This is a genomic window from Halobacillus naozhouensis (assembly GCF_029714185.1).
GTDB classification, from domain to species: Bacteria; Bacillota; Bacilli; order Bacillales; family Halobacillaceae; genus Halobacillus_A; species Halobacillus_A naozhouensis.
The window spans coordinates 1,536,467-1,559,028 of sequence record NZ_CP121671.1; the positions used below are offsets into that span (position 1 = coordinate 1,536,467).

General features: G+C 40.9%; 28 protein-coding genes. 15 read left to right on the forward strand and 13 right to left on the reverse strand.

Annotated elements, in window-relative coordinates; all coding sequences use genetic code 11:
- Positions 1-241: 241 nt before the first annotated feature.
- From P9989_RS08060 to P9989_RS08090, 7 genes are all read right to left on the reverse strand, one after another.
- On the reverse strand, positions 242-703 hold the full coding sequence (locus P9989_RS08060; protein WP_283078257.1) for a hypothetical protein: 462 nt from the start codon (positions 701-703) through the stop codon (positions 242-244).
- Between the two features lie 109 nt (positions 704-812).
- Positions 813-1,835, reverse strand: coding sequence for a DUF3231 family protein (locus tag P9989_RS08065; protein WP_283078258.1), 1,023 nt, complete (start codon positions 1,833-1,835; stop codon positions 813-815).
- A 220-nt stretch (positions 1,836-2,055) separates the two neighbouring features.
- Complete coding sequence (locus P9989_RS08070) at positions 2,056-3,057, reverse strand: DUF3231 family protein (protein ID WP_283078259.1); 1,002 nt, start codon at positions 3,055-3,057, stop codon at positions 2,056-2,058.
- 324 nt (positions 3,058-3,381) lie between these two features.
- Positions 3,382-3,924, reverse strand: coding sequence for a CBO0543 family protein (locus P9989_RS08075; RefSeq protein WP_283078260.1), 543 nt, complete (start codon positions 3,922-3,924; stop codon positions 3,382-3,384).
- A gap of 519 nt (positions 3,925-4,443) precedes the next feature.
- Complete coding sequence (locus P9989_RS08080) at positions 4,444-4,617, reverse strand: hypothetical protein (RefSeq protein ID WP_283078261.1); 174 nt, start codon at positions 4,615-4,617, stop codon at positions 4,444-4,446.
- Positions 4,618-4,633: 16 nt separating this feature from the next.
- Positions 4,634-4,999, reverse strand: coding sequence for an ArsI/CadI family heavy metal resistance metalloenzyme (locus P9989_RS08085; RefSeq protein WP_283078262.1), 366 nt, complete (start codon positions 4,997-4,999; stop codon positions 4,634-4,636).
- 47 nt (positions 5,000-5,046) lie between these two features.
- Positions 5,047-5,367, reverse strand: coding sequence for an ArsR/SmtB family transcription factor (locus P9989_RS08090; protein ID WP_283078263.1), 321 nt, complete (start codon positions 5,365-5,367; stop codon positions 5,047-5,049).
- Between the two features lie 193 nt (positions 5,368-5,560).
- Between P9989_RS08090 and P9989_RS08095 the strand changes: the two genes are divergently transcribed.
- The 9 genes from P9989_RS08095 to P9989_RS08135 all read left to right on the forward strand — a co-directional run bounded on the left by P9989_RS08095 (position 5,561) and on the right by P9989_RS08135 (position 12,480).
- On the forward strand, positions 5,561-5,905 hold the full coding sequence (locus P9989_RS08095) for an ArsR/SmtB family transcription factor (protein WP_283078264.1): 345 nt from the start codon (positions 5,561-5,563) through the stop codon (positions 5,903-5,905).
- A 13-nt stretch (positions 5,906-5,918) separates the two neighbouring features.
- Positions 5,919-7,217, forward strand: coding sequence for an arsenic transporter (locus P9989_RS08100; RefSeq protein WP_283078265.1), 1,299 nt, complete (start codon positions 5,919-5,921; stop codon positions 7,215-7,217).
- A gap of 155 nt (positions 7,218-7,372) precedes the next feature.
- Positions 7,373-7,792 (forward strand): arsenate reductase (thioredoxin), encoded by a 420-nt coding sequence (gene arsC / locus P9989_RS08105; protein ID WP_283078266.1) that lies wholly within the window; start codon positions 7,373-7,375, stop codon positions 7,790-7,792.
- 85 nt (positions 7,793-7,877) lie between these two features.
- The gene (gene arsD / locus P9989_RS08110) at positions 7,878-8,246 is read left to right on the forward strand and encodes an arsenite efflux transporter metallochaperone ArsD (RefSeq protein WP_283078267.1); all 369 of its coding nucleotides are present in this window, start codon (positions 7,878-7,880) and stop codon (positions 8,244-8,246) included.
- A gap of 17 nt (positions 8,247-8,263) precedes the next feature.
- Positions 8,264-10,039, forward strand: coding sequence for an arsenical pump-driving ATPase (gene arsA, locus P9989_RS08115; RefSeq protein ID WP_283078268.1), 1,776 nt, complete (start codon positions 8,264-8,266; stop codon positions 10,037-10,039).
- A gap of 20 nt (positions 10,040-10,059) precedes the next feature.
- Positions 10,060-11,007 carry a thioredoxin-disulfide reductase gene (gene trxB, locus P9989_RS08120; RefSeq protein WP_283078269.1) on the forward strand — a complete coding sequence of 316 codons (948 nt, stop codon included), beginning with the start codon at positions 10,060-10,062 and terminating at the stop codon, positions 11,005-11,007.
- A gap of 38 nt (positions 11,008-11,045) precedes the next feature.
- Positions 11,046-11,318, forward strand: coding sequence for an iron-sulfur cluster biosynthesis family protein (locus tag P9989_RS08125; protein ID WP_346274896.1), 273 nt, complete (start codon positions 11,046-11,048; stop codon positions 11,316-11,318).
- Between the two features lie 136 nt (positions 11,319-11,454).
- Positions 11,455-11,787: an ArsR/SmtB family transcription factor gene (locus P9989_RS08130; RefSeq protein WP_283078270.1), complete on the forward strand. Its 333-nt coding sequence runs from the start codon at positions 11,455-11,457 to the stop codon at positions 11,785-11,787.
- Between the two features lie 63 nt (positions 11,788-11,850).
- On the forward strand, positions 11,851-12,480 hold the full coding sequence (locus P9989_RS08135; RefSeq protein ID WP_283078271.1) for a LysE family translocator: 630 nt from the start codon (positions 11,851-11,853) through the stop codon (positions 12,478-12,480).
- Positions 12,481-12,782: 302 nt separating this feature from the next.
- Here the strand turns inward: P9989_RS08135 and P9989_RS08140 are convergent, their stop codons facing one another.
- A complete protein-coding gene (locus P9989_RS08140) occupies positions 12,783-14,021 on the reverse strand; it encodes a YeeE/YedE family protein (RefSeq protein ID WP_283078272.1) in 1,239 nt (412 codons plus the stop codon).
- 199 nt (positions 14,022-14,220) lie between these two features.
- On the opposite strand from P9989_RS08140, the gene P9989_RS08145 reads away from it, so the two are divergent.
- Positions 14,221-14,460 (forward strand): hypothetical protein, encoded by a 240-nt coding sequence (locus tag P9989_RS08145; protein ID WP_283078273.1) that lies wholly within the window; start codon positions 14,221-14,223, stop codon positions 14,458-14,460.
- Between the two features lie 82 nt (positions 14,461-14,542).
- On the opposite strand, the gene P9989_RS21660 is transcribed toward P9989_RS08145, so the two are convergent.
- A complete protein-coding gene (locus tag P9989_RS21660; protein ID WP_390305928.1) occupies positions 14,543-15,022 on the reverse strand; it encodes a 3D domain-containing protein in 480 nt (159 codons plus the stop codon).
- Between P9989_RS21660 and P9989_RS08155 the strand changes: the two genes are divergently transcribed.
- On the forward strand, positions 15,021-15,203 hold the full coding sequence (locus P9989_RS08155) for a hypothetical protein (protein WP_283078274.1): 183 nt from the start codon (positions 15,021-15,023) through the stop codon (positions 15,201-15,203). The genes P9989_RS21660 and P9989_RS08155 overlap by 2 nt on opposite strands.
- A gap of 12 nt (positions 15,204-15,215) precedes the next feature.
- Here the strand turns inward: P9989_RS08155 and P9989_RS08160 are convergent, their stop codons facing one another.
- A complete protein-coding gene (locus tag P9989_RS08160; RefSeq protein ID WP_283078275.1) occupies positions 15,216-15,722 on the reverse strand; it encodes a hypothetical protein in 507 nt (168 codons plus the stop codon).
- A gap of 658 nt (positions 15,723-16,380) precedes the next feature.
- Between P9989_RS08160 and P9989_RS08165 the strand changes: the two genes are divergently transcribed.
- From P9989_RS08165 to zupT, 3 genes are all read left to right on the forward strand, one after another.
- Entirely contained in the window at positions 16,381-17,349 is a 969-nt protein-coding gene (locus tag P9989_RS08165) for a hypothetical protein (protein WP_283078276.1), read from the forward strand.
- Positions 17,350-17,360: 11 nt separating this feature from the next.
- Positions 17,361-18,497 (forward strand): S1C family serine protease, encoded by a 1,137-nt coding sequence (locus tag P9989_RS08170; protein ID WP_283078277.1) that lies wholly within the window; start codon positions 17,361-17,363, stop codon positions 18,495-18,497.
- Positions 18,498-18,669: 172 nt separating this feature from the next.
- Complete coding sequence (gene zupT / locus P9989_RS08175) at positions 18,670-19,476, forward strand: zinc transporter ZupT (RefSeq protein ID WP_283078278.1); 807 nt, start codon at positions 18,670-18,672, stop codon at positions 19,474-19,476.
- 45 nt (positions 19,477-19,521) lie between these two features.
- Here zupT and P9989_RS08180 read toward each other — a convergent pair whose 3' ends face one another.
- From P9989_RS08180 to yfkAB, 3 genes are all read right to left on the reverse strand, one after another.
- Positions 19,522-20,106 (reverse strand): YgjP-like metallopeptidase domain-containing protein, encoded by a 585-nt coding sequence (locus tag P9989_RS08180; protein WP_283078279.1) that lies wholly within the window; start codon positions 20,104-20,106, stop codon positions 19,522-19,524.
- Between the two features lie 104 nt (positions 20,107-20,210).
- Positions 20,211-20,324 carry a YjcZ family sporulation protein gene (locus tag P9989_RS08185; RefSeq protein ID WP_283078280.1) on the reverse strand — a complete coding sequence of 38 codons (114 nt, stop codon included), beginning with the start codon at positions 20,322-20,324 and terminating at the stop codon, positions 20,211-20,213.
- A 113-nt stretch (positions 20,325-20,437) separates the two neighbouring features.
- The gene (gene yfkAB / locus P9989_RS08190) at positions 20,438-21,556 is read right to left on the reverse strand and encodes a radical SAM/CxCxxxxC motif protein YfkAB (protein ID WP_283078281.1); all 1,119 of its coding nucleotides are present in this window, start codon (positions 21,554-21,556) and stop codon (positions 20,438-20,440) included.
- Between the two features lie 157 nt (positions 21,557-21,713).
- Between yfkAB and P9989_RS08195 the strand changes: the two genes are divergently transcribed.
- Positions 21,714-22,550, forward strand: coding sequence for an SDR family oxidoreductase (locus P9989_RS08195; RefSeq protein ID WP_283078282.1), 837 nt, complete (start codon positions 21,714-21,716; stop codon positions 22,548-22,550).
- Positions 22,551-22,562 lie beyond the last annotated feature (12 nt).

The following is a 22,562-nucleotide window of genomic DNA, read 5'->3' on the forward strand; positions in this document are numbered from 1 at the left end:
GATCCTTATTTAAGTGAGGATCTTACGCTTTTTTACTCCACAGGAGGTGGCAGTTTTGTTCTTGGTTTTAGTCTAACCTTCTCTTGGCGTGTCTTCTAGTGTCGAGGGACAATAAAATCGTTTCTCTTACTACATGAAGAGGCTCCTTAGGTTTGGGAGAATCATATCTTTTTAAGACGTTATGTAGAATGTAGGGAAGAGGTAACGACAAAATTTCAGGAAGCAACCCGTTAAGTATTGGTTAACGGGAGCTTTTACTAACCAGCTTTTTTAAAAATAGTCCAATGACTACCCCCGGAATCACGGATAACAGGGGTAACCATACAGGACCTAGTAGCATCCCCATCATCTTGAAGGTTGGCGAAAAGATTAGACCAACCGTTACAGAATAGGCGGAAACTACAAATGGCCAAAAGGAAGATGACGATCTCCCTCCACCTGCATCTTTGTATGCATCCCACATCGCAAAAAAATACAAACAAGGGTAAAACATTAACCATTGATAATTCGTTTGTTGAATTGCTTTTTCAATTTCTCCGTGAAAACTTAAAAAGATCACTTCGTTAAAGTTGGATTGAACATTAATTAGTAACTCCAATGCAATGAAAAGGAATCCTTTAAGAAACTTACCGTTTAAAATTTGACCAAGACCTGGTAACGCGATACTCCAAAAGAGTTTTTCATGTTTATTTTTTTTATTCATATGACCCCGTCCAAGTATCGATGTTATTTCATAATTTTTTATACATTGCTCTGTCTATAGGGGACAAAAGAGTAGGTAACGCAATTAAGCATTACCCGATTCCTTGTTTTTATTTATTGGTTTGTCCTTTTGATAATTTTGCTCTGTCCTCTGATTGAGGGGGTTCCTCTAACCATCCATTTTTGATCATAACTTGCCCGCTATTCTTAGCGAAACTGAAGGTGTCTTGTGCAATTTTTGCCAATTTTAAGGGTAAATCACTTCGTAAACTAAATGCTGACCCAAGAGCATTGCTGGTAAGACCAAAGCTAGAGAATACACTGGTTTGATACATCATCATTTTGTCTGAAAAGGGTGCGTTGGTGGAATCAGTCGCTGTCCCCGCCCATGGTGAAGGGGTGTGTACATCACTTTGACGCAAGAGGTCACTTAAAGTGGAAGTAATTTTTTTCGCAAGATCTTTTGCTTCAAAGAAAATCTTTGCTGCTTCTTTATTTTGGGCCGATTGGGCGAAACCCGTCATAAGTGTTTCACCTATCGTGTTTGCCTCGATGGCTTGGTAAAGATGACCAATTTCCACGGCATTTAAGGTCCTTTTATGAGTTAACAGATTAAATCCAGTCATATATTGTTTGTTCTTTGCAAATTCTACTTGCTTTGGCATCGTGACATAAGGGGGGCGGGGAATAGCCGACTGCTCTAACAGCAAACCTGTCGTCTGGTCAAAAGCTTCTTGGGCATCCGCGGTAAACCGTTGGTACAACTTTCGTATGTCATCCCTATAGGCCATTGAAAAGTGTACTGTAAAAAGGCCCATATTAATTTCTGTAATCAAACGTAAATGCATGATATCAAACATTTCATCGTAAAGACGAGGGGCTCCTGGAGTGACATCTTTTTCAGTAAAGCCTATAGGCAAAGCGGCTCCTTCGTCCTGAAATATTTTTATCAAAGTTTTTACATGTTCACTTTCCTTATTATAATAGGATTCCAAAAGTCTTTTGGCTTCTTGTTTTTCCGCTTTTTCAATGTAATATTCTAAAAACCTCATGTTCATCGTTTTATTTTGGTAAGCCATCCATAGCGTTCCTAATTCTGATGCAGAAATGGACAGGTGATCTGAGGTAGTCATGTTTTAAACCCTCCAAAGTTGTTGTTACCTTTAATCTTTCTCTAAATATGAACTTTATTACTTTCTGGGGGAAATAAATGAATGAGCTATGCTTTTATGATCTTCAACAAGTGGATCTTTTAATAGTAACCAGGGTAGTAAGCGAAGTGTTTTTCTAAAACAATAAGTTGAAATGTTGGTCCACTATAAACCACCTCCTACTAAGGGAGATGGTTTACAGTTATTTGTCTTTTGCAATCTCTTTTCTGTTTGGAGCAAGTGGCGGTTGTTCAAGCCATCTATTTTTTGTCATTATATTGAACCATTCTTTTGTAACCATGATGTTTTTTAATAGGATTTTTTCATAACTCATGACGAGGTCTGTTCGCATAGCTGATGCAAGTCCTACTCCGTGATAAGCTTGTGCGGCCTGTAATAAAAACCCAATGTGATATAACATTAACTTATCTGAAAAGGGAGAATCCTGGGATGTTGTGACTTCAGATTCCCAAGACATAGGTACAGGTAAGTTATCTTTTTTAAGTATTTTAACCAATGATTGAATTTGGTTATTTGAAGTATCTTGGGCAGATTTCAAAAACTTCCTAACCTCCTTGGATTGTGTCACTTGGCTAAATCCAATGGAAAGGGATTTCTCCATTATTTTCTTTTTGATATTAAACGAAAGACTAATAATTTCTGGTGCGGATAAAGGGCGTTGACCCCCAAAACCATCCACAAATTGTTGTCCAGAAATAAATTCAGGACGTTTATCAGGGTAAAAGTAAGGAGTTCTTTGATAATGCCCCTTTTCGAGTAATAATTCAATCGTTTGATGGTACATTCTCTTCCCATCATTATCACAGGAATCATAAAATTCTCTCAGGTCTTTTCTTACAGAAGAGCTAAGCGATGTGGTATGCCCTAATAAACCGTGTAGCGTCATAATGTGCAAATAGTGTAAGCAGAATATGTCAGAGAATAACCTTTTTGCTCCCTTAGTGAGGTCCGATTCAGTAAAACCAACTGGAACTGGGAACCCTTCGTTTTTAAGGAACGTTTCTATTTGCTTCTTTTGTTTACTAAATGTCTGTATAGCATCCTCGAAAATGCCCCGTATCTTTTCATCTTTAACAATGGAAACCATATACTTGTTTATAATATCAATCGCAGTTCCATTTACATATTCTCCCCACAATGTCCCAATCTCAGAAGAAGTAAGTTTTAAATCCTCTTTATCCATATCATCACCTCATTTTTATAGTCCCCAAGTTATAGCAAAGTATTTGAGCCTACCTACAGCCCTTTCTACAAATTGATCCTTATAGGTGTTATTCCAAGATACCTGTTATATCAGCCTTTAAAATTACATGAAAAGTAAAATGTGAGATAGGATATGAAGAAATATTAAGGGGAAACTATTTAAAAGGATTGTCTTTTCAATGATGAGACTCATTTTAGCTATTATTCTTTTTAATGTTAATGGGAAATATTACGGGTAATCCCTTTAAACACCTTATTTTTAGATCAGATGGAATAAGCAGTGTATTTGATGCTGAGTTAGTGTTCAAAGGAGGTCAAAATGCTTTCTTCGACTAAAAAAATGTGCAAGTAAATAAATGACCACTTGAATGGGAAGGGAGTATATAAATCTCCAGTTAGTTGGTTCATAAATATCCAACCAAGTCATCAAGGGCAGTCCGATAAATGAAGTAAACGCGCCTAATAGTAGAGCCTTGAGTGAAGGGTGAATATGTGGTTTAAATAGTAATAAAAGCATGATAATAGTGGGGAGCATGAAAGCATCCCAAGGTAAATAAGCAAAGGCGGGGAATACTTCATATTGTTGACCCCAAATACCAAAATACTCGCCAATTGAATCTAAGAATGTTGCAGTGAATGCCACAAAAAAACCTACATAAAACAAACGGTCTGAGTACCCTTTCTTCCTTAGCCAAATCCATACCCCTATGCAAATTAGAATCACTATAACGCCTATCCACCAGCGCCAAGTAAAAACAATGTGATCCAGCCAAATCTGAAATTGTTGGTCATAGGTTTGCCTTAAAACAGCGTCGTTTTTTTCAATCAATTCCTGAGTGTTCTCCATTTTTGTCACTCCCGACTATAACTTTGTTTTAGTTATCCCATAGTAAAGAGTGATTATGAATATAATCCCCTTAACCCGGTGGAAAATTATTTACTGTTAAATAATGGAGTGGGTCACCAATGTAAGGGAAACGTTATATCGAGGATGTACAAAGGGAGGAAGGCGTTGAGCCAAAAGAAAAAAATTTTAAGCATGATCGATCCAATCGAGGAAGCTGGAAAGATTAAAGATGAGTATTTCAATTAAAAGAGGCAACTGATAACGAACCTTGTGTTGCAGCTGCTTTCTTGGATGGTTGAAGAAGAGAGGAAAAATATTCGGGGAAAATCAGAAACAAGGAATTGCAATTGCTAAATTAGGAGAAAATTGGTTGCAGGTTCCTATATAAATTCGTATGGCTTTAAAAGATTTTTTATGATTGGACGTTTCACGTTTGTAAAAGCTTACACGGTATAATTACAATACAATTCTGGTTATTAAACTCCCCAAAATTCTTTAATTTGGGGAGTATTAATAAACTTAACAACACGGTGCACAACAAACAGTATTGATGTTTTTATTTTTCCAAAGATTCATTGGCAGTTTCAGTTTCTTCTTAGGGGTCGCTTCTAATTTCCAACCATTAAGGTTAACTTCACTCAATTGTTGTTTGTTGTCTTCAATTCTTTTAGCTATCGCATAGATATTTTCCATCCTATTTCCTCCTAGCTTAAGCGTCTTGTTTCGTGTAGAAAAATTCCCACTCGTTACCGTCAGGATCAGTAATCCAGAACTTATCTTGGATGGCGTAACAACAATTGGTATTCATTTCATCCCGAGTGAAAAAACCGAATTTTTCTAGACGCTGTTTATGATGATTAATGTCTTCTTGATTCTCAACCTGGATTCCAAAATGCCCTACTCGGTTGCCGGATACTTGAGATTTTACATTCAGCGTAAAGTTTAATGACAAATCTTCAGGCATGTACTTAGCGTAATCTTCTTTTATTTTTACAGGCTCTTCACCGAAAACCTTCGTATAAAACACAATCGACTTTTCAAGATCCACTACGTTTAACCCAACATGTACATTCATTTGAATTCCTCCATTAATCAATTTTTTTGATTTATAAGATAAAAAAATTAATCTCGACGAAATAGGCAACAAAGCTCTTCGGACAGTAGATGGTTGATCTCGGAATGATTAAGTGTATAGTAGCTCCAAGTACCACGTGTTTCTTTTTCAATAACTTGGGCATCCATCAATATCTTTAGATGGTACGATAACTTCGATTGAGGCAACTGTAACTTTTCTGATAGGTCACAAACACATACTTCACCATTCTCTGTGATTTCGTGTAAGATGTGGAGCCTTCTTTGATCAGCAAGGGCCTTAAATTTCTTTTCATATTTACTAAACGTGCTCTCTAGGGATACATCGGTTAGTTGGAAGTGTTTGTTCATTTCGAACCCTCCTTTAATCAATTTATTTTGATGTAATAGGTAGAGTGTAATGGATTGTGTTCTGAAAAGCAAGTATTAAATCAAAAAAAATTGATATTAAAATAAGGTGTGGAAGATTAGGGAAATAATAAGAATAATCATTTGTTGCAAATATAAGTATATACTAATATACTAATCGTGCGAGGTGATGTTCATGGAAAAAACAACGATTGAATTAGAAAATGCTGCTCAAACATTGAAGCTATTAGGCGATAAAACACGCTTAACGATTATGGGATTAGTGAAGGGTGGGGAGTGCTGTGTCTGTGAGTTTGTAGAGGTCTTGCAAATGAGTCAGCCTTCCATCAGTCAGCACTTGAGGAAGCTTCGGGATGCGGGGCTTGTGAAAGAGCAACGGAAAGGTCAATGGATCTTTTACTCATTAAACAGTTCCCATCCGACATACCCAATCATTCAACAAGTTTTAGAACAAATACCTGATCAGAAAGAGAAATTACGTGCATTGGAGGAAGCTGGTTTACGTATCCAATGCGACTAGTAGGGGGATTTATTTGAATTTAGCGATTGTAGCAACAATAATTTTTGTACTTACGTTGGTGCTAGTGATTTGGCAGCCGAAAAACTTAGGAATTGGCTGGTCCGCATGTGGGGGAGCGATCCTAGCATTACTCTTTGGTGTGGTTGACTTCCAAGATGTATTGGCGGTAACTGATATCGTATGGAATGCAACCTTAGCCTTTGTAGCGATTATTATTATATCGCTTATTCTCGATGAAATTGGCTTTTTCGAGTGGGCCGCCCTTCATATGGCGAGAGTAGCCAAAGGAAATGGGAAGAAGATGTTTGTGTATGTCATTCTTCTAGGTGCGGTTGTTGCAGCTCTCTTTGCCAATGATGGGGCCGCGCTCATTCTCACACCAATCGTTCTAGCGATGGTGAGAAACTTAAACTTTAAAGAAGCCATGATTTTGCCATTTATTATGGCAAGTGGATTTATCGCAGATACGGCTTCACTACCCCTTATTGTGAGTAACTTAGTGAATATCGTTTCGGCGGATTTCTTTGGCATTGGATTTATTGAGTATGCGACACGGATGATTGTCCCGAACTTCTTTTCAATAGGGGCAAGTATCCTCGTGCTTTATCTTTTCTTTAGGAAGAGCATTCCAGACAATTATGATTTAGGCCAACTTAAAGAACCTAAGCAGGCGATTCAGGATCCTAAGATGTTCCGTGTATCTTGGGGTGTACTTGCGGTATTATTGATTGGCTATTTTGCAAGTGAACCATTGGGCATCCCGGTTTCGATCATTGCTGGAATTGTAGCGATCTTCTTCCTTCTCATGGCGAGGAGAAGCGCTGCGGTTGAGACAGCAACAGTTGTAAAAGGAGCTCCTTGGGCGATTGTTTTCTTCTCTATAGGAATGTATGTGGTCGTTTATGGTTTGCGTAATGTAGGCTTAACGGATGTGCTGGCCAGTGTTATTCAATATACGGCTGAACAAGGACTATTTGTGGCCACCGTTTCGATGGGATTCATTGCAGCCATCTTGTCATCGATTATGAACAATATGCCGACGGTTATGATTGATGCGCTTGCGATTGCGGAAACAAACACGTCGGGAATTATGAGGGAAGCATTAATTTATGCGAACGTGATTGGCTCCGATTTAGGTCCAAAAATCACACCGATTGGTTCGTTGGCGACACTGCTTTGGCTGCATGTTCTTTCGACCAAAGGCTTTAAGATTTCGTGGGGATACTATTTTAAGGTAGGTATTCTCCTTACTGTACCGACGTTGTTCATTACGTTAACAGGTTTATATTTATGGCTAACGCTCATTTTATAAGAAAACGAGGGTCACTTTTAGCTTAATAGATAATGCGATGTCCCAAGGAGGACGAAAGAATGCCACCTTCTATTAAAGTTGCTGTGTTACTAAGTTTCTTGAGTATTAGAAGAAAAAGAAAAAAACAATAAGAAACGAAAAGGAGAATTCACCACATGTCTAAAAAATCAATATACTTTTTATGTACGGGTAACTCTTGTAGAAGTCAAATCGCAGAAGGATGGGCTAAAAAACATCTTGGCGATGAGTGGGATGTAAAAAGCGCTGGCATCGAAGCCCACGGATTAAATCCAAAAGCAATTAAAGCCATGGAAGAGGTAGACATCGATATTTCAAACCAACAATCTGATGTCATAGACCCTGAAATCTTCAATACGGCAGATCTAATCGTAACGTTATGTGGAGACGCGGCAGATAAGTGCCCGATCACGCCTCCTCATGTTAAACGAGAGCACTGGGGATTTGACGATCCAGCTAAAGCTAAAGGAACTGAAGAGGAAAAATGGGCTGTTTTCCAGCGTGTTCGTGATCAAATTGGAGAACGTATTCAACGATTTGCTGAAACTGGTGAATAAAACTTTCATAGCCAAGACATCTATGTTTTGGCTATTTTCCTAAACAATATATAAGTATATAGTTATTTAATAATGGAGGGATCATATGAATAAGCTTGAAATTTACGATCCAGCGATGTGCTGTTCTACCGGGGTCTGTGGTCCAAGTGTAGACCCGGAATTAACTCGTGTGGCAAGTGCTGTTTTTTCTCTACAAAAAAGAGGTTTTGATATAGAGCGATACAATTTAGCCAATGAGCCTGGCAAATTTACTGAGATTAAAGCCGTGACAGATTTTCTTCAGGAGAAAGGCCCTGATGCACTCCCTGTCATTTTATTAAATGGAGACATTGTAATGGAATCCACGTATCCAAGTAATGATGAGCTATCAAAGTGGTTTGACATCGATACAGAAGAATTAAATGATCGACCTAAAAACAACAGTGTCACGATCGATATTAGTGAACTGAAATAATAAAGGTGTGGGAATGTATGTTTCAATCGTTTAATCCAAAGTCTTTTGTGAACACCCAATTCTTGTTTTTTACAGGAAAAGGAGGGGTCGGAAAAACATCTACAGCATGTGCAACGGCCATCCATTTAGCAGATGAGGGAAAGAAAGTGCTGCTTGTCAGCACGGACCCTGCATCCAATTTACAAGATGTATTAGAAGTTGAGCTAACCAATACGCCAAAGCCTGTTCCTAATATAAACAACTTGGATGCATCTAACATCGATCCGGAAGAAGCAGCTGAAATGTATCGGGAAAATGTTGTTGGGCCTTACCGTGGTACATTGCCTGATGCAGCTATAAAAAGTATGGAAGAGCAGTTATCTGGTGCATGTACAGTGGAAATGGCTGCATTTGATGAGTTCTCAAGTATTATTTCAAATCCAGCCATAAGGAGTCGTTATGACCACGTGATATTCGATACAGCACCAACCGGACACACGTTGAGATTGTTACAACTCCCAACGGCTTGGAATGAATTTTTGGAAGAAAGTACCCATGGGGCCTCCTGTTTAGGGCCTTTATCAAGATTGCAAGAGAAAAAGGAGCTGTATGAACAAACCGTAAAGTCCCTTTCAGATAAGGATAAAACGGCTTTAATTTTGATTACAAGGCCTGAAACTTCGTCGTTATATGAAGCGAATCGCTCTGCCAATGAGTTAAAGGAAATTGGCATAAAGAACCAAATGCTTATAGTTAATGGATTATTGCAAACGCATCTTTCCTATGATGAAGTTTCATCGGCTTTTTACCAGCGACAACAGGAAGCTCTAAAAGACTTTCCAAATGGACTCAAGCAAATGCCGGTTTATTCGCTGCCGTTTGTTTCCTACTCGCTTACAGGGGTTGAGAATCTTCGTTATCTATTCAAGCAATATACCATGCCGGCAAAAGTAGAGACTCAATCACAACAAGAGAACCTTCAGTTACCTAAATTGAGTTCTGTAATTGATCGCTTTTCTGAAAGTCATACAAGAGTTATCTTAACCATGGGAAAAGGGGGAGTTGGGAAAACAACGGTCGCTTCCTCCATTGCCGTAGGGTTAGTTGAAAAGGGTCATAAAGTGCATCTAACGACGACGGATCCAGCTGCGCATTTGGAGTACACGTTTTCAGATACGTTCGATCATGAGAAGCTATCGATTAGCTCGATTAACCCTAAAGATGAAGTGACAGCTTATAAAGAAGAGGTGTTGTCACAAGCAAGCGAAAGTTTGGATGAACAAGGTCTCGCCTATCTCAAAGAAGATCTTGATTCCCCTTGTACGGAAGAAATTGCTGTCTTTCGAGCTTTTGCTGAGCAGGTCGCGAAGTGTGATGATGAAATTGTTGTCATTGATACGGCTCCTACAGGGCACACGTTATTACTTCTTGATTCCGCCGAGGAATACCATAAAGAGCTGACTAAATCGACAGGAGAAGTACCGGAAAGTGTCAGAGCATTACTTCCACGGCTACGAAATCCTAAGGAAACAAGTGTCGTCATCGTTACGCTAGCTGAAACGACACCGGTACTTGAAGCAGAAAGACTGCAAAAAGATCTGGTTCGAGCTCATATTAACCCTGAGTGGTGGGTTATAAATCAAAGTTTACACGCAACAGAAACCCTAGACCCTGTGTTAGCCGGAAGAGCCAATACCGAAAGAAAATGGATTGAAAAAGTAAGAGATGAATTGGCTCAAAACACTGCTATTATCCCATGGATCAGTGAAGAGAAAATCGGTTATACCAAGCTTAGAGAATTTACAATAAACTAACTAAGTAAGGAGGCATCAACATGGAGAAAGTCATCATTTTAGGAACAGGACCAGCTGGATTAACGGCAGCTGTCTACCTAGCTAGAGCAAATATGGAACCATTAGTCATAGAGGGACCTGAACCAGGAGGTCAACTTACACTAACAACAGAGGTAGAGAATTTCCCAGGGTTTCCTGATGGCATTATGGGACCAGAACTTATGGATAATATGAAGAAACAAGCTGAGCGATTTGGAGCCACGTTCAAACGAGGCTGGGTAACCGATGTACAAGTGGAGCAACGACCTTTCCAATTATCTGTAGACGGTTTGGGAGAGCTTGAAACGCAATCATTGATTGTCTCTACAGGAGCATCAGCCAAATTGTTAGAAATCCCCGGGGAGAAAGAAAACATCGGAAAAGGTGTAAGCACTTGTGCAACCTGCGATGGCTTCTTCTTTAGAGGGAAGAAAGTCGTGATTGTAGGTGGAGGAGACTCTGCGATGGAAGAAGCAAATTTCCTTACGAAATTTGCAAGCGAAGTCCAAATCGTTCACCGTCGTAACGAATTAAGGGCGTCTAAAATCATGCAGGATCGTGCCCGTGATAATGAGAAAATCACCTGGGCTCTTAACAAAACCCCCGTTGAAATGGTCTCGGACGGGATGAAGATTTCTGGGTTAAAAGTAAAAGATAACGATAAAGGTGAAGAAGAGCTCATCGAGACAGATGGCATTTTCGTAGCGATTGGACACAATCCAAATACCGAATTTTTGAAAGGTAAGCTGGATATGGATGAAAAAGGCTATCTCTTAGTCGAGCCCGGGATGACGGACACCAATATCCCTGGCGTATTCGCTTGTGGGGATGTTCAGGATCAAAAGTATCGTCAAGCTATTACGGCAGCAGGAACAGGATGTATGGCTGCTATGGACTCTGAACGATTTCTAGAAGGAGAAGCCGTAAAAGATTGGAGTCAAAGTCTGTAGATCGATTTTCTAGATATTCAACTAATGAGAGGAGAAAAATGATGAAAATTACTGAAGATGCAAAACAAACTTTAAGTAAACTTATAGGGGAAAAGGGAGCCGAAGGAATCCGCGTTCACTCCGTGGGAGGAGGTTGTTGCGGTCCCCAGATTGGGCTATCCCTTGATCAACCAGAGGAATCCGATACGGTTGAAGACGTGAATGGAATTCGCGTCGCGATCGATCAACAAGTAAAAGGCACTGTTGACCAGGTAACTTTAGATAAAAATGGAGAACAATTGGTGTTGTTAGGGTTAGATAATTGTTGTTAAAAAGGTCTCTTTTGAGGCCTTTTTTGTTTCCATTTTTAATAATTAATAAATATGGAATTACAACATTTTAAGAACGTTCTCTGTATTTATTGGAGTTCATTTGACAGATAAGGAGTATTAGTTCATACTTCTAAACATGTCGAATTATAATAATAAAGACCTAAACCAATTCAGTGATATTTTCAAAGCACTTTCTAATGTTCATCGGTTAAATGTTTTCCTTTATTTAGCTGAATACTGTAATCCGGGAGAGCCTAGCACAGATAAGGAAATGCGGATGACGGTGGGAGAGTTGGGGGAGGGGTTAAATATTGCGCCTTCTACTGTTTCACATCATTTAAAGGAGCTGCGAAGAGCTGGATTAATACGCATGGATCGAAAAGGAAAAAATATTGAGTGTTGGGTAGAACAAGAGACAATAGATAATATGGTTATGTTTTTCCAACAATCTACTAAAGGGGGACAATAATTTTTTTGCTATACAATTTCATAGTTATCGAAATGTAGAATTGTATCAGAGAGGAGTTTTAAGATGCTTCGTTTGTTATTAAGTGGTCTTATCATTGGCTTTGTCTCCTCACCAACTTGCCCGAGTAACGGAGAAGAAATAAAACATGGCACGAAATATGGTTTCTCTTCGTCGCTCATAGTGGGGGTAGGAGCTGTAATGGGGGATGCTATCGTTCTGGCAGCTATCTTACTTTGGCTAATGCCATTTATTGACTCAGAATCTTTAATCGTTACCTTTCTCTGGCTGTTTGGAAGTATAGTACTATTTTATGTATCCTGGGGTATATTTAAAGAGATCAAGACCGTCGAAGGCGTAGAAGTAAAACAAATCAAGAATATTAAGAGACCATTCCGACATTATTTTAGAGCGTTTTGGACAGGTACGGCTATCACAGCCTTTAATCCGTTTACCGTATTGTGGTGGATGGGACTGCTTACCCCAATCGTAGACTCCGGAAGCAGTATAACTGTTGTTTACCCGTTAGCTGTTTTACTAGGTGCGTTCGTCTGGTTTGTATCGCTGGCAGTACTACTTCACCTTGGAGAAAGATGGCTTAACAGAAAAAGAAGACAATTTATACTCCTAATAAGTGGTTTGGCAGTTCTGTTTTACAGTATTTATTTCTTGATTCAATTCGCTAATGAAATTTAAAGAGAAGAAGTAATGGCTAAAGTCAAATTGATTATTCAAACAATCCTCCATGTGGGACAGTTTAATTGTAGGTGTAGTAGGTTTGGATGTCTTAAGATTCACCAAATAGCGTTTTACTCCGGGGATTTACTGGTCCTTTCCGGAAACAAACTTTATTATCATTAATCTTATTGGGATACTTAAATTAAAAACAAAAGCAAAATAACTATTAAAAAAACCGCATTATTCTGTTGAAAATGCGGTTTTTCGTTGGTGAAAGAAATAATATTTATTTGTACGGAACACCTGGAGTGCTTTTATTCTTAACAGATGGAATCCTTCGGGTTTGGATTACTTAGTCCAAAGATCGGCCGGATAAACAGAGCCAGATATGTTCCGGCAAGGGCCATGCTCATCCATACCCATCCGTGAAGGCTGAAGGAAGCAATTCCGCCGAAATAGGCGCCGATGTTACAGCCAAACGCCAGACGTGCTCCGTAACCCATTAGAATTCCACCTAAAATAGATGAGGTAGCTACTCCGGGTTTAATTTTCTTCGGTTTAAAATTGCCCTGGAAGCTTGCTGCAATGAAGGAACCTAATATGATCCCGAAGTTCATCACGCTGGTTGAGTCAGCGAGGACGGTTTGATTTAAAGCTGCTGTGTTGCCTTGCCAATACCCCCAGCTGGCGACGTCTACTCCGAAGGTTTGCAGGAACTTGGACCCCCACAATGCGAAGGCGGAAGTAATGCCCCACGGGTTACCGCGTACAGAGAGTGTGATGGCATTGAGAACAGCTAATACAACTGCTGCCACGAGCAGCGGCCAGGCACCGCGCCAAATCTTTTTCCAACCTGAAGTCGTCTTCAGCGGAGCCATCTGCGGCGGGTTCCTTTTGCGGGCGATCTTGACCGTGATCGCATAAATTCCAGCAAATACAGCGAGTTGCAGCACCCATCCACCTAAATAGCCAAGGCCTGTGCTTTCAGCCAGTGAAATCGCAGGCAGGGCAGGGAGCTCACGCCAAAAAACGATGTGGTAGGCACCAAGCACAGAGCCGCCGATAAAGCCTAGCAGTGTCAGGACCATAGACGATTGCCCGCCGCCCACTGTATAAAGGGTGCCAGAGGCACAGCCTGATCCCATTTGCATTCCGATTCCAAACATAAAGGCACCGGCAATCACACTAATGCCGACAGGAGATACGTAGCCAGAAGGCGTCGTTCCGGTAAAACTAAAGCCGGTGGAGAGAATGACAGCAAATAGTGTTGTCGCTACAGCGAGCATTACCATATGTGCTTGCAGCCCCTGGACATTTCCGACAGACATTAAACGCCTGAAGGCTGAAGTAAAGCCAAAACGGGCATATAAAAGGGCTAGACCAAAGGCGATTCCGATGATAAATAAAATTCCTTGAGTAATGGTTGTTACGGAAACGATCGTTATGAGTAAAAGGAGTGCAGCTAGAATACCTAGAATCACCAACGGCTTTTGCACGGGGTTTAATGGAGCAACCATCGTCGTGGATTGCTTATTCCATGGTTTTAATTGGGTTGCCATATTAATCCTCCTTATTCCTAGTTGTAAACTATGTTTTTAAATCGTCATTTATCATAAAATAACTGAATCCATTTGTAAAACTATTAAGCTTGAAACTAATTTTTTTATAAAAAATGTCGAATAATTTTTCATTTTAAGGTTAAATTGAAAAAAGAACGGGTATAAAAATGGATAAGTTACATAAAGGATGGTGAATGAATTGGCAACAAGTAAGAAATCCTGGCATGTTATTTTTTTATTAAACAGTGAACGGATTGTTGCTCATGACCTTGAATTAAGTGAGGAAATGACAGAACGAGAAACCTCTGAGTTTATTGTGAAACAGCTTGATAAAGGGGAGTGGTGGTTTTTAGAGGATGGAGTAGCGATTCAAACAAATAGTGTGCAAAGCTTCTATTTAGATAAGGCCGCCAGACGGACGCGCTTTTCTCGCGAATAATAAGGTTAAACAAAAGGAAGGCCAGCTCAATGTCAGGAGCTGGCCTTTTTTGGCTCGCTGTAAGTGCGAGACAGTCTCATTCTCAGGATTCTAATATTTCCACCTGAATGTGCTGGCGTCCAAATTGCAAGGCCTCATCAAGCTCACTCATGAAGATGTCAATTCGGTTTCCGTCAATCGCTCCGCCAATATCCCCGGCAACAGCTACACCATAACCAGGAACTCTGACCTTAGAGCCTAGCGGGATCACATCAGGATCTACGGCGATTACTTTTCTGTCAGGATTGGCATGGAGATCGATGCCGGTATAGGTTGTCCCACTGCATCCTTCACAATTAGCGGTATAAGCTGTTGCCTCCACATTTACAACTCTCTTCACCTTGTCAAAGCGTTCATGATTTGGCGACTTTTTACCAAGGTCAAGAGCTTTCGTTTCAGCTTTATGAATGATTTCCTCTTCGGTAACTTCATCGGCTTGAATAGCTGAAGAGTCCGGATCTATATACGGTAAACCAATTAAATAAATGAATAGAAATGATAGCGTAATAATAGATGCTCTCATGACTTATGTCCCCTTCCTTTTTCAGTCACTTGAGCATTATAACAACCGTGATGGAACTGAACAATTAAAAAAGTCCTACAATATGATTACGCTTCTGTTACAAAACAACCATCCTTTACATGGTCAGGAAGGACTTGCTAACTATGCTGCAAATTGGCTGTCACAAGGTGAAGTCCAATAGTAGTTTGGGATGCTATTCCAGTTTGTGCACCTCTATGGAGTTAAGTGCTGGTTTGCTATAGATACTTTCCTCGCCAAAGTCGATAAAGGCCGATAGAACCAGCTCGTTATCAGGCCTGTCCATAGGAAATTCAAGATGCAATTGTTCGATTCGGACTTTCTGATTGCGTTGTAACCAGGATGCTGTCTGGGGAGGCTGTAACCTTATTTGCCGATCCCTTTCTTCAACTTTTCCCCATCGATTAGTTGTGGACCATGCAGACGTGTTCTTCGCCAGGAATCCCCCTTCCCAATTGGCTGTATTAGAAGAATCAAGGGTGAAGATCAGCTCAGGCATTGGTAAATCATGCTGGGTTAGATTTTCTACTGTAAATTTGATGTGGAGTCGAATTTTCTCATGGCGGTGGTCCATGAACAAACTATGGGTGAAATAGCCATACACGAGTCTCGGCTGATTAAGAATGTTGTCCAAGTGTTGAATACGGCTGTTGAGCCTGTCCGTAAATCGTTCTCCATTCATTACGTGCCCCTCCTTGTGGTCAATAAAAAGATTGAATGATTACTAGTATATGAGAGCCAGGACGGATTATGGCTATTTCAGCTAAATGGACCGCTCTTTAAGCAGGAGCGGTCCATAATTGATTGTTACATAACATCATCGTTCCTTTCGGCGTTTCTTTCCACAGCAGGATGTACGCTTCCTTGGTGTTTTTTTCTGAGGGCGTACTTTTTCTGGACGGTCGCTCAAGGAAAACACTCCTTTCGAAAAAGTATGGATCTGGATATGAAAGACTATTGTTTATCTTATGCAGCTTGGTAAGAAGGGGCCCGTGTGTTCAACTAATTTGTCAAAAAAGCTAAAAATATAAGTCGAAAATGCCAAATTTGACGGTCGGAATTGGAGAAAATCATGATATAATATTCATACTATGTTCGTTCATTCAATCAAGATTTTTAGAAAATAAAAGGAGGACGGGCCCATCAAATATTGTGAAGAATGTGGAAGTGGAAATAGCCCGGGCTCGCATTATTGCTCCCAATGTGGAGAGAAATTAAATGGTGATGATACATTTATTCCCGCGAACTCTGAATCCACCCCAGGTGTCAAGCAGAAGTGGACGATCATTGCTCCTCTTCTAACCTTCGTTTTTGCTTTAGGGGTAATAGGCTTTACATATATGTATGAAAAGAATGTGAATGAAGAAACGCTGACGATTAAGGAAGACGCCGAACAGATGGCGCTGAAAGGGAAGTACGAAAAAGCAGAGTCGATGTTATCCGAGGCAGTCGAGAAGCGGCCTGATTTTGAAGCACTGCAACAGGATTTAACAAGTGTGCGTTCTGTACTTGTCATGAATAATGACCTCAATAAAGTGTCTGAATATATTAAAAATAATAGGCTGGAAGATGCCCAAACAAGTTTATCAACCATTCAAAAACAAATTTATAATGCGCAAAGTCAGCTATCTGTTACGCTGATTCCAAAAGTTGAACGATTGGCTTCCAGAATTACAATTGGCGAAATTAATAATCAAATTAAGCATCTGACAAATATCGATGAGTTAGCCGATAAGCTAAATACGCTGTCAGGACTGGATTTGAAAGAGGCCGCTCAAGCCCGTAGTAAAATTAATGAGAAAATTGTGGCGATTGCGGCTAAAAAAGCGGAAGCGGCCATGGCAGATAAGCAATTTAATGAGGCCATTGCTACGGTAGATGAAGGACTGCAGTATGTCGTGAACAATGAGAAACTGATTCAATTAAAGAACCGGGTTAAACAGGAACAGCAAGCTTTCGAGCAACGGCAGCAGGAACGAATAAAGCATGCCATGGAGAAAGCGGCAGAAGAAGATCTTAAGAATCGAAAGCATGCGGTAAAAGTACTTGAAGTCAAAGCGACTAAAGATGAGTATGGAGATATCAAAGTAACCGGCGAAGTCGGCAGCGAAGCGACGAAAATTGTCAGCTCGATTAAAGTAACTTTTGAATTGAAAAATAAAGACGATGATGTTGTGAAAACGGATACGGCTGAAGTTTATCCGATGTATGTGAACCCAGGAGACAAAGGGACGTTTGAGAAGATCTATTATGATCTTAAAGAAGAAGTCACAGTAAACATTACGAATGTCGAGTGGTACGTAGAATAGGAGGACGGCGTATGGACCGGAGATGGCTCATGAGCCTGCTCGCGATGCTAGTATGTATAGGGGCGGGAATTGCGGGAACCGTTTACGTAAAGCATAGTGTTCCGAAGCAACTCGAAGCAAGCTCGCTGCTCAATCAGCCCGTCTCGAAGCAAGACAGTAAGACAGTAGCAAAGAGCACCCAGGATATTATCTATGAATCTCAGAAATTGGTTGTCCAAATTGAACTTAAAAATGGATCGATCGGATCGGGGTTTCTCTATAATAAAAAAGGCGATGTGATCACGAATGCTCACGTGGTGGCCAATGCTAAACAAGTGACCATTGTCACAGCGGATTCCAAGGAAATGAAAGGGGAAGTTATTGGGATAAGCCGGACAACAGATATAGCGGTTGTCCGAGTTCCAGGTCTAAAAGGTCGAACTCCACTTCCTATTGACAAGACAGCCGATGTAGAACTTTTGACGGAAGTACTTGCGCTTGGAAGTCCGCTTGGTCTGCAAAATACGGTAACGACCGGGGAAATCAGTGGTCTCAACCGAAACTTTGAACTCCCGCCATTTACCTATGAAAATGTTTACCAAATTTCTGCCCCGATTTCACCAGGAAATAGCGGAGGTCCGCTCCTGAACGGGAACACGGGGGAAGTAATGGGAATTAATTCGGCGAAGCTAGGTCAGGAAACGATTGGCTTCAGCATCCCGATTCTCGACATCCTTCCAATGGTTAAGAAGTGGTCGCAATCTCCTATGAAGGAATTGCCTGAATTTCCCGAGTTAAAGACCAATGGGAACGAAAATTCATCTGTTCATAGCACGGATGCTGACCAAGCCACCTATATTGTGCAATACTTTTACGATAGTATTAACCAGGGAGACTTTGTGACCGCCTACTCGTTAATAGGGAGCAAGTGGCAAAACAACACAACGTATGAAGAGTTTCGTGCGGGCTATAATCAGAAATTATCTGTAGCAATTGATCATATCGTAGCTGACCCAGTAGAAGGGGAAAAGGTGGAAGTAACGGCCTTTGTTACAACGAAAGAAACGAAAAATGGCAGTGTTGAAATGAAAAAATACAAATATCATTTTGTAGTAGGCTATGAAAATGATCAGATGAAAATAATCTCTGGCAGTGGAGAACAAATTTAAATCTAGAAATGATCCCTTTCAACATGGAAGAGGATCATTTTTTTACTCCAATTGCAAAAATATGTGACGAAATTTTAATAGGCACATAAAATGTAACTATAACTAAAAAAGTTGCACTAAGGAAAGATTTACACTACACTATGTTTAGGTTAACGAAAAGGAGAGAGGATGTATGGAAGAATTATTGCTTGCTTTTGGCCTGACATTAATGGCTGGATTAGCTACAGGAATCGGCAGTGTGCTGGCTTTCTTTACATCAACCACCAACACTAAATTTCTGTCGGTAGCGCTCGGCTTTTCAGCAGGAGTCATGATCTATGTATCGATGGTGGAAATTTTCTTTAAAGCGAAAGAATCACTTGTCGGGAGCATGGGCGTGGAAGCGGGAAGCTGGGTCACGGTGGCAAGTTTCTTCGGCGGGATGCTTGTAATTGCTATTATCGATAAAGCCATTCCGAAACAGGGTAACCCGCATGAACCGAAGAGTGTAGAAGATATGTCAAAACCACATGATGAGGTAAAAAATAGTCAATTATTAAAAATGGGAACGTTCACGGCACTGGCGATTGCAATCCACAACTTTCCAGAAGGAATTGCAACGTTTACTTCTGCTTTGCAGGATCCGTCGCTTGGTATAGCCATTGCGATCGCGATTGCTATTCATAATATTCCAGAGGGGATTGCTGTGTCGGTACCGATTTATTATGCCACTGGTGATCGCAAAAAAGCTTTTAAGCTATCTTTTCTTTCAGGGTTATCAGAACCTGTTGGGGCGATCGCTGCATACTTATTATTGATGCCATTTCTAAGTGATACGTTATTCGGAATCCTGTTCGCCGGGGTGGCAGGGATTATGGTATTCATTTCATTAGATGAGCTGCTGCCAGCTTCGAGACAATATGGAGAAGCCCATTTGTCCATATATGGCGTTGTCGGAGGTATGGCGGTAATGGCTGTGAGTTTATTATTATTTATATAAGAAATAAAGAAGCTGTGCGGAAACTTGATTTTCCGCACAGCTTTATTAATAGGTTCGTTCTTCGATTAAGTCATCGACCACGGTGGCTATCTTTTGTTTGGGGCGTTGAATTAACCGCCAATTTAAATAGATCGTTCGCTCTTCCTTATACCCTAACCGCAGTTTGTCGGGCTCGGGTAAGATCGTCCATTTATGGAGGGAGTTAAACTTTTCTTCAGCCTTTTCCTTCAGCCACTCTTCTTTCGCTCGTTCAAGCTCACTTTGTATTTCTTGCTGTGTGAGTTGCTCCGGGTATGTGAAAAAAAACTTACCCTTGCTAAAATAGAACCTGGTTTGAGTGCCAGGCTCCATCATCACTTGATAGGCCCTGCCTAAATACGTAATTCGAACTGGCTGATCCGAATCCCATTCGACTGATTTATAAAGATCCTGATGGAGCTTCTGCCATTTTTCCTTCATCCATTGCGTCTTTTTATGTAAAAAGTCATCCACTTTGTCAGTTGATTTAGCCTCAGGTGCTGTCACATGCGCGCCATTTAAATCATCCAGATAAATTTTAATAAAATGGACATCTGACAATGTCGTTAGCGTGTACTCAATTGTTCTTTGTTCGTCTTCGATGATGGGCATGGTAATCCCCTTTCTCGTAATCTATTATTTTATTTTAATAAAGAAGGGGGAAGGCGTCAAAACAGACACATAGACCAGAGAAAGGGATCTCTGGTCTATAAGTGTTATTTGCATACCGCTGCCCCGATGATAATTAAAAGGATAAACAGGATAATGATCAGAACAAATTCATCGCCGCGACGACGTCTTCCACAACCACATCCTCCGTAGTAACCCATTAACATCCCTCCTTTTAGTCATACGATATTGTATGAATGCCCAGTTAGTTGGTAAAGGCGGATGTCTAGGTAGATAAAAAATTTAGTTTCTTTTTTTTCTATAGGGAAAGTATCTATAGAGTGATGTTGGTTTGACGTTGCTGGAAATCTTCTTCCGGGTAGTACGTGTTTTTGACTAAAATGTTTGGTCCCAGGCATTTAACGGCAGGGCAATGACAGTTCAGGCTAGCTGCCGTCTCGGTACGGTTCCATGCCTCATACGCATCCTCTAAAGAGGTGTCCTGAATATTGCCAAGCCCAGGCTCATCACCGAAGTCGGTGACAATGATATCACCGGTGAAAATATTTACATTCAAACGAGAACGTCCGTCGGGATCGTTTCTTACGGTCACGTTACGCTCTCTGTAGAGACGCTTCAGCATCGCTAAATCTTTCTGGTTTGAACTGCAGGGATAATAGGGTAATGTTCCAAAAAGCATCCATGTGTCCTGGTCCCTGTGATCAAGCAGGCGGGTAATCCCTTCGCGCATTTCTTCAAGGGTTAATGTTTCCAGACTTGAAGCAAAGTCAACGGGGTACATAGGGTGAAGCTCATGTCTGGCACAGCCCATTTCCAGAACGTGATCATGAATTTCTTCCAAATAAGGATAGGTGCGTTTGTTTAACATCGTTTCCGCTGAAACCATCACGCCTTCCTTTGCAAGACGCTGGGAGTTTTCCACCATCCGGTCAAAAAATTTCTGGCGATTGGCTTCAGAAGGTTTTCGTTCCATATTCGCAAAGCCGGTATGGATAAACTCCTCGATCGTCCCCCAGTTATGGGAAATATGTAGAACATCTAGATAAGGGATGATCGGCACGTAACGGTTATAAGGCAGTGTTAAATTGGAGTTAATTTGGGTTCGGACGCCCCGCTCGTGCGCATAGGCAAGCAGCGGCAATACATATTGCTCCACGGACTTTTTCGACATCATTGGTTCTCCGCCAGTAATGCTCAATGTCCGTAAGTGAGGAATTTCATCTAATCGCTTCAGTATGAGATCAATAGGTAGCGCATCAGGGTCTTTATCCTGCAGCGTATATCCGACAGCGCAATGTTCACAGCGCATATTGCAAAGATAGGTAGTAGTAAATTCAACATTCGTAAGCATCATTTGACCATGCTCATCAACATCCATATAAGCCTCCCATGGATCATAAGCAGGGGAAAGCTTTTGTAACTTGTGGTTCATGAAAAACGACCTCTCTTGTAGAAGTATTTCTGAAAATCACTCTCTAGTTTATCATGATTAGCCCATCAATAGGGGGGATGATAAAAATCAATCCAGAAGAAGGAAATCGTCTGTTAATCTTGAATTTTATAAAAGAAACAGTAGGAGGAGGATTGCTTTGCAAACGACGGTGATCATTACAGGAGCTTCAAGTGGCTTCGGCTACCAGACGGCATTAAAGACTGCTGAAAAAGGGATGCGTGTTATTGCCACCATGAGAAATATGGACAAAGCAGAAGTGTTTGAAACCGAAGAGATTCCTGGGCATATACGGGAAAACATCGACGTGTGGCCACTTGATGTAACAGAGGACGCCTCCCTTGAAAAATTTAAGCAGCATTTGAACCGATTAGAGCGGGTTGATGTGTTAGTCAATAATGCCGGGTTTGCTATCGGTGGCTTTCTCGAACAAGTGCCACTCGAATCTTATCGGCGCCAGTTTGAGACGAATCTGTTTGGGGTGATTGCCGTTACCCAATCTGTCCTGCCAATGATGCGTCAACATAGAAGAGGAAAGATCATTAACGTCAGTAGTATAAGTGGACGCATCGGATTTCCTGGTTTGTCACCTTACGTTGCTTCTAAACATGCGCTAGAAGGCTTGACTGAAAGTTTGCGTTTTGAAGTGAAGCCGTTTGGGATTGATGTGTCCCTGATCGAACCAGGTTCCTATGAGACGAATATTTGGGGCAGCGGCATGGAGCTGCCAAAATCCGCTTATGACCCTGAGTCTCCATATGCTTTTTATGTAAAGGCGCTGTGGAGAGCATTGAATCGCGAAGCACACGGGGACCCAGTGAAAGTTGCTGATCTATTGACTAAACTGGCCAGTCCGTCAACGGCGAATAAACTTCGCTACCCGATTGGTCCAGGTGTCCGCATGAATTTATTTTTGAAAAAAGTACTGCCATGGTTTTTGCTTGAGCGTACGGTGTTGAAAAAATTGCTAGGTTGAAGCTACTAAAAA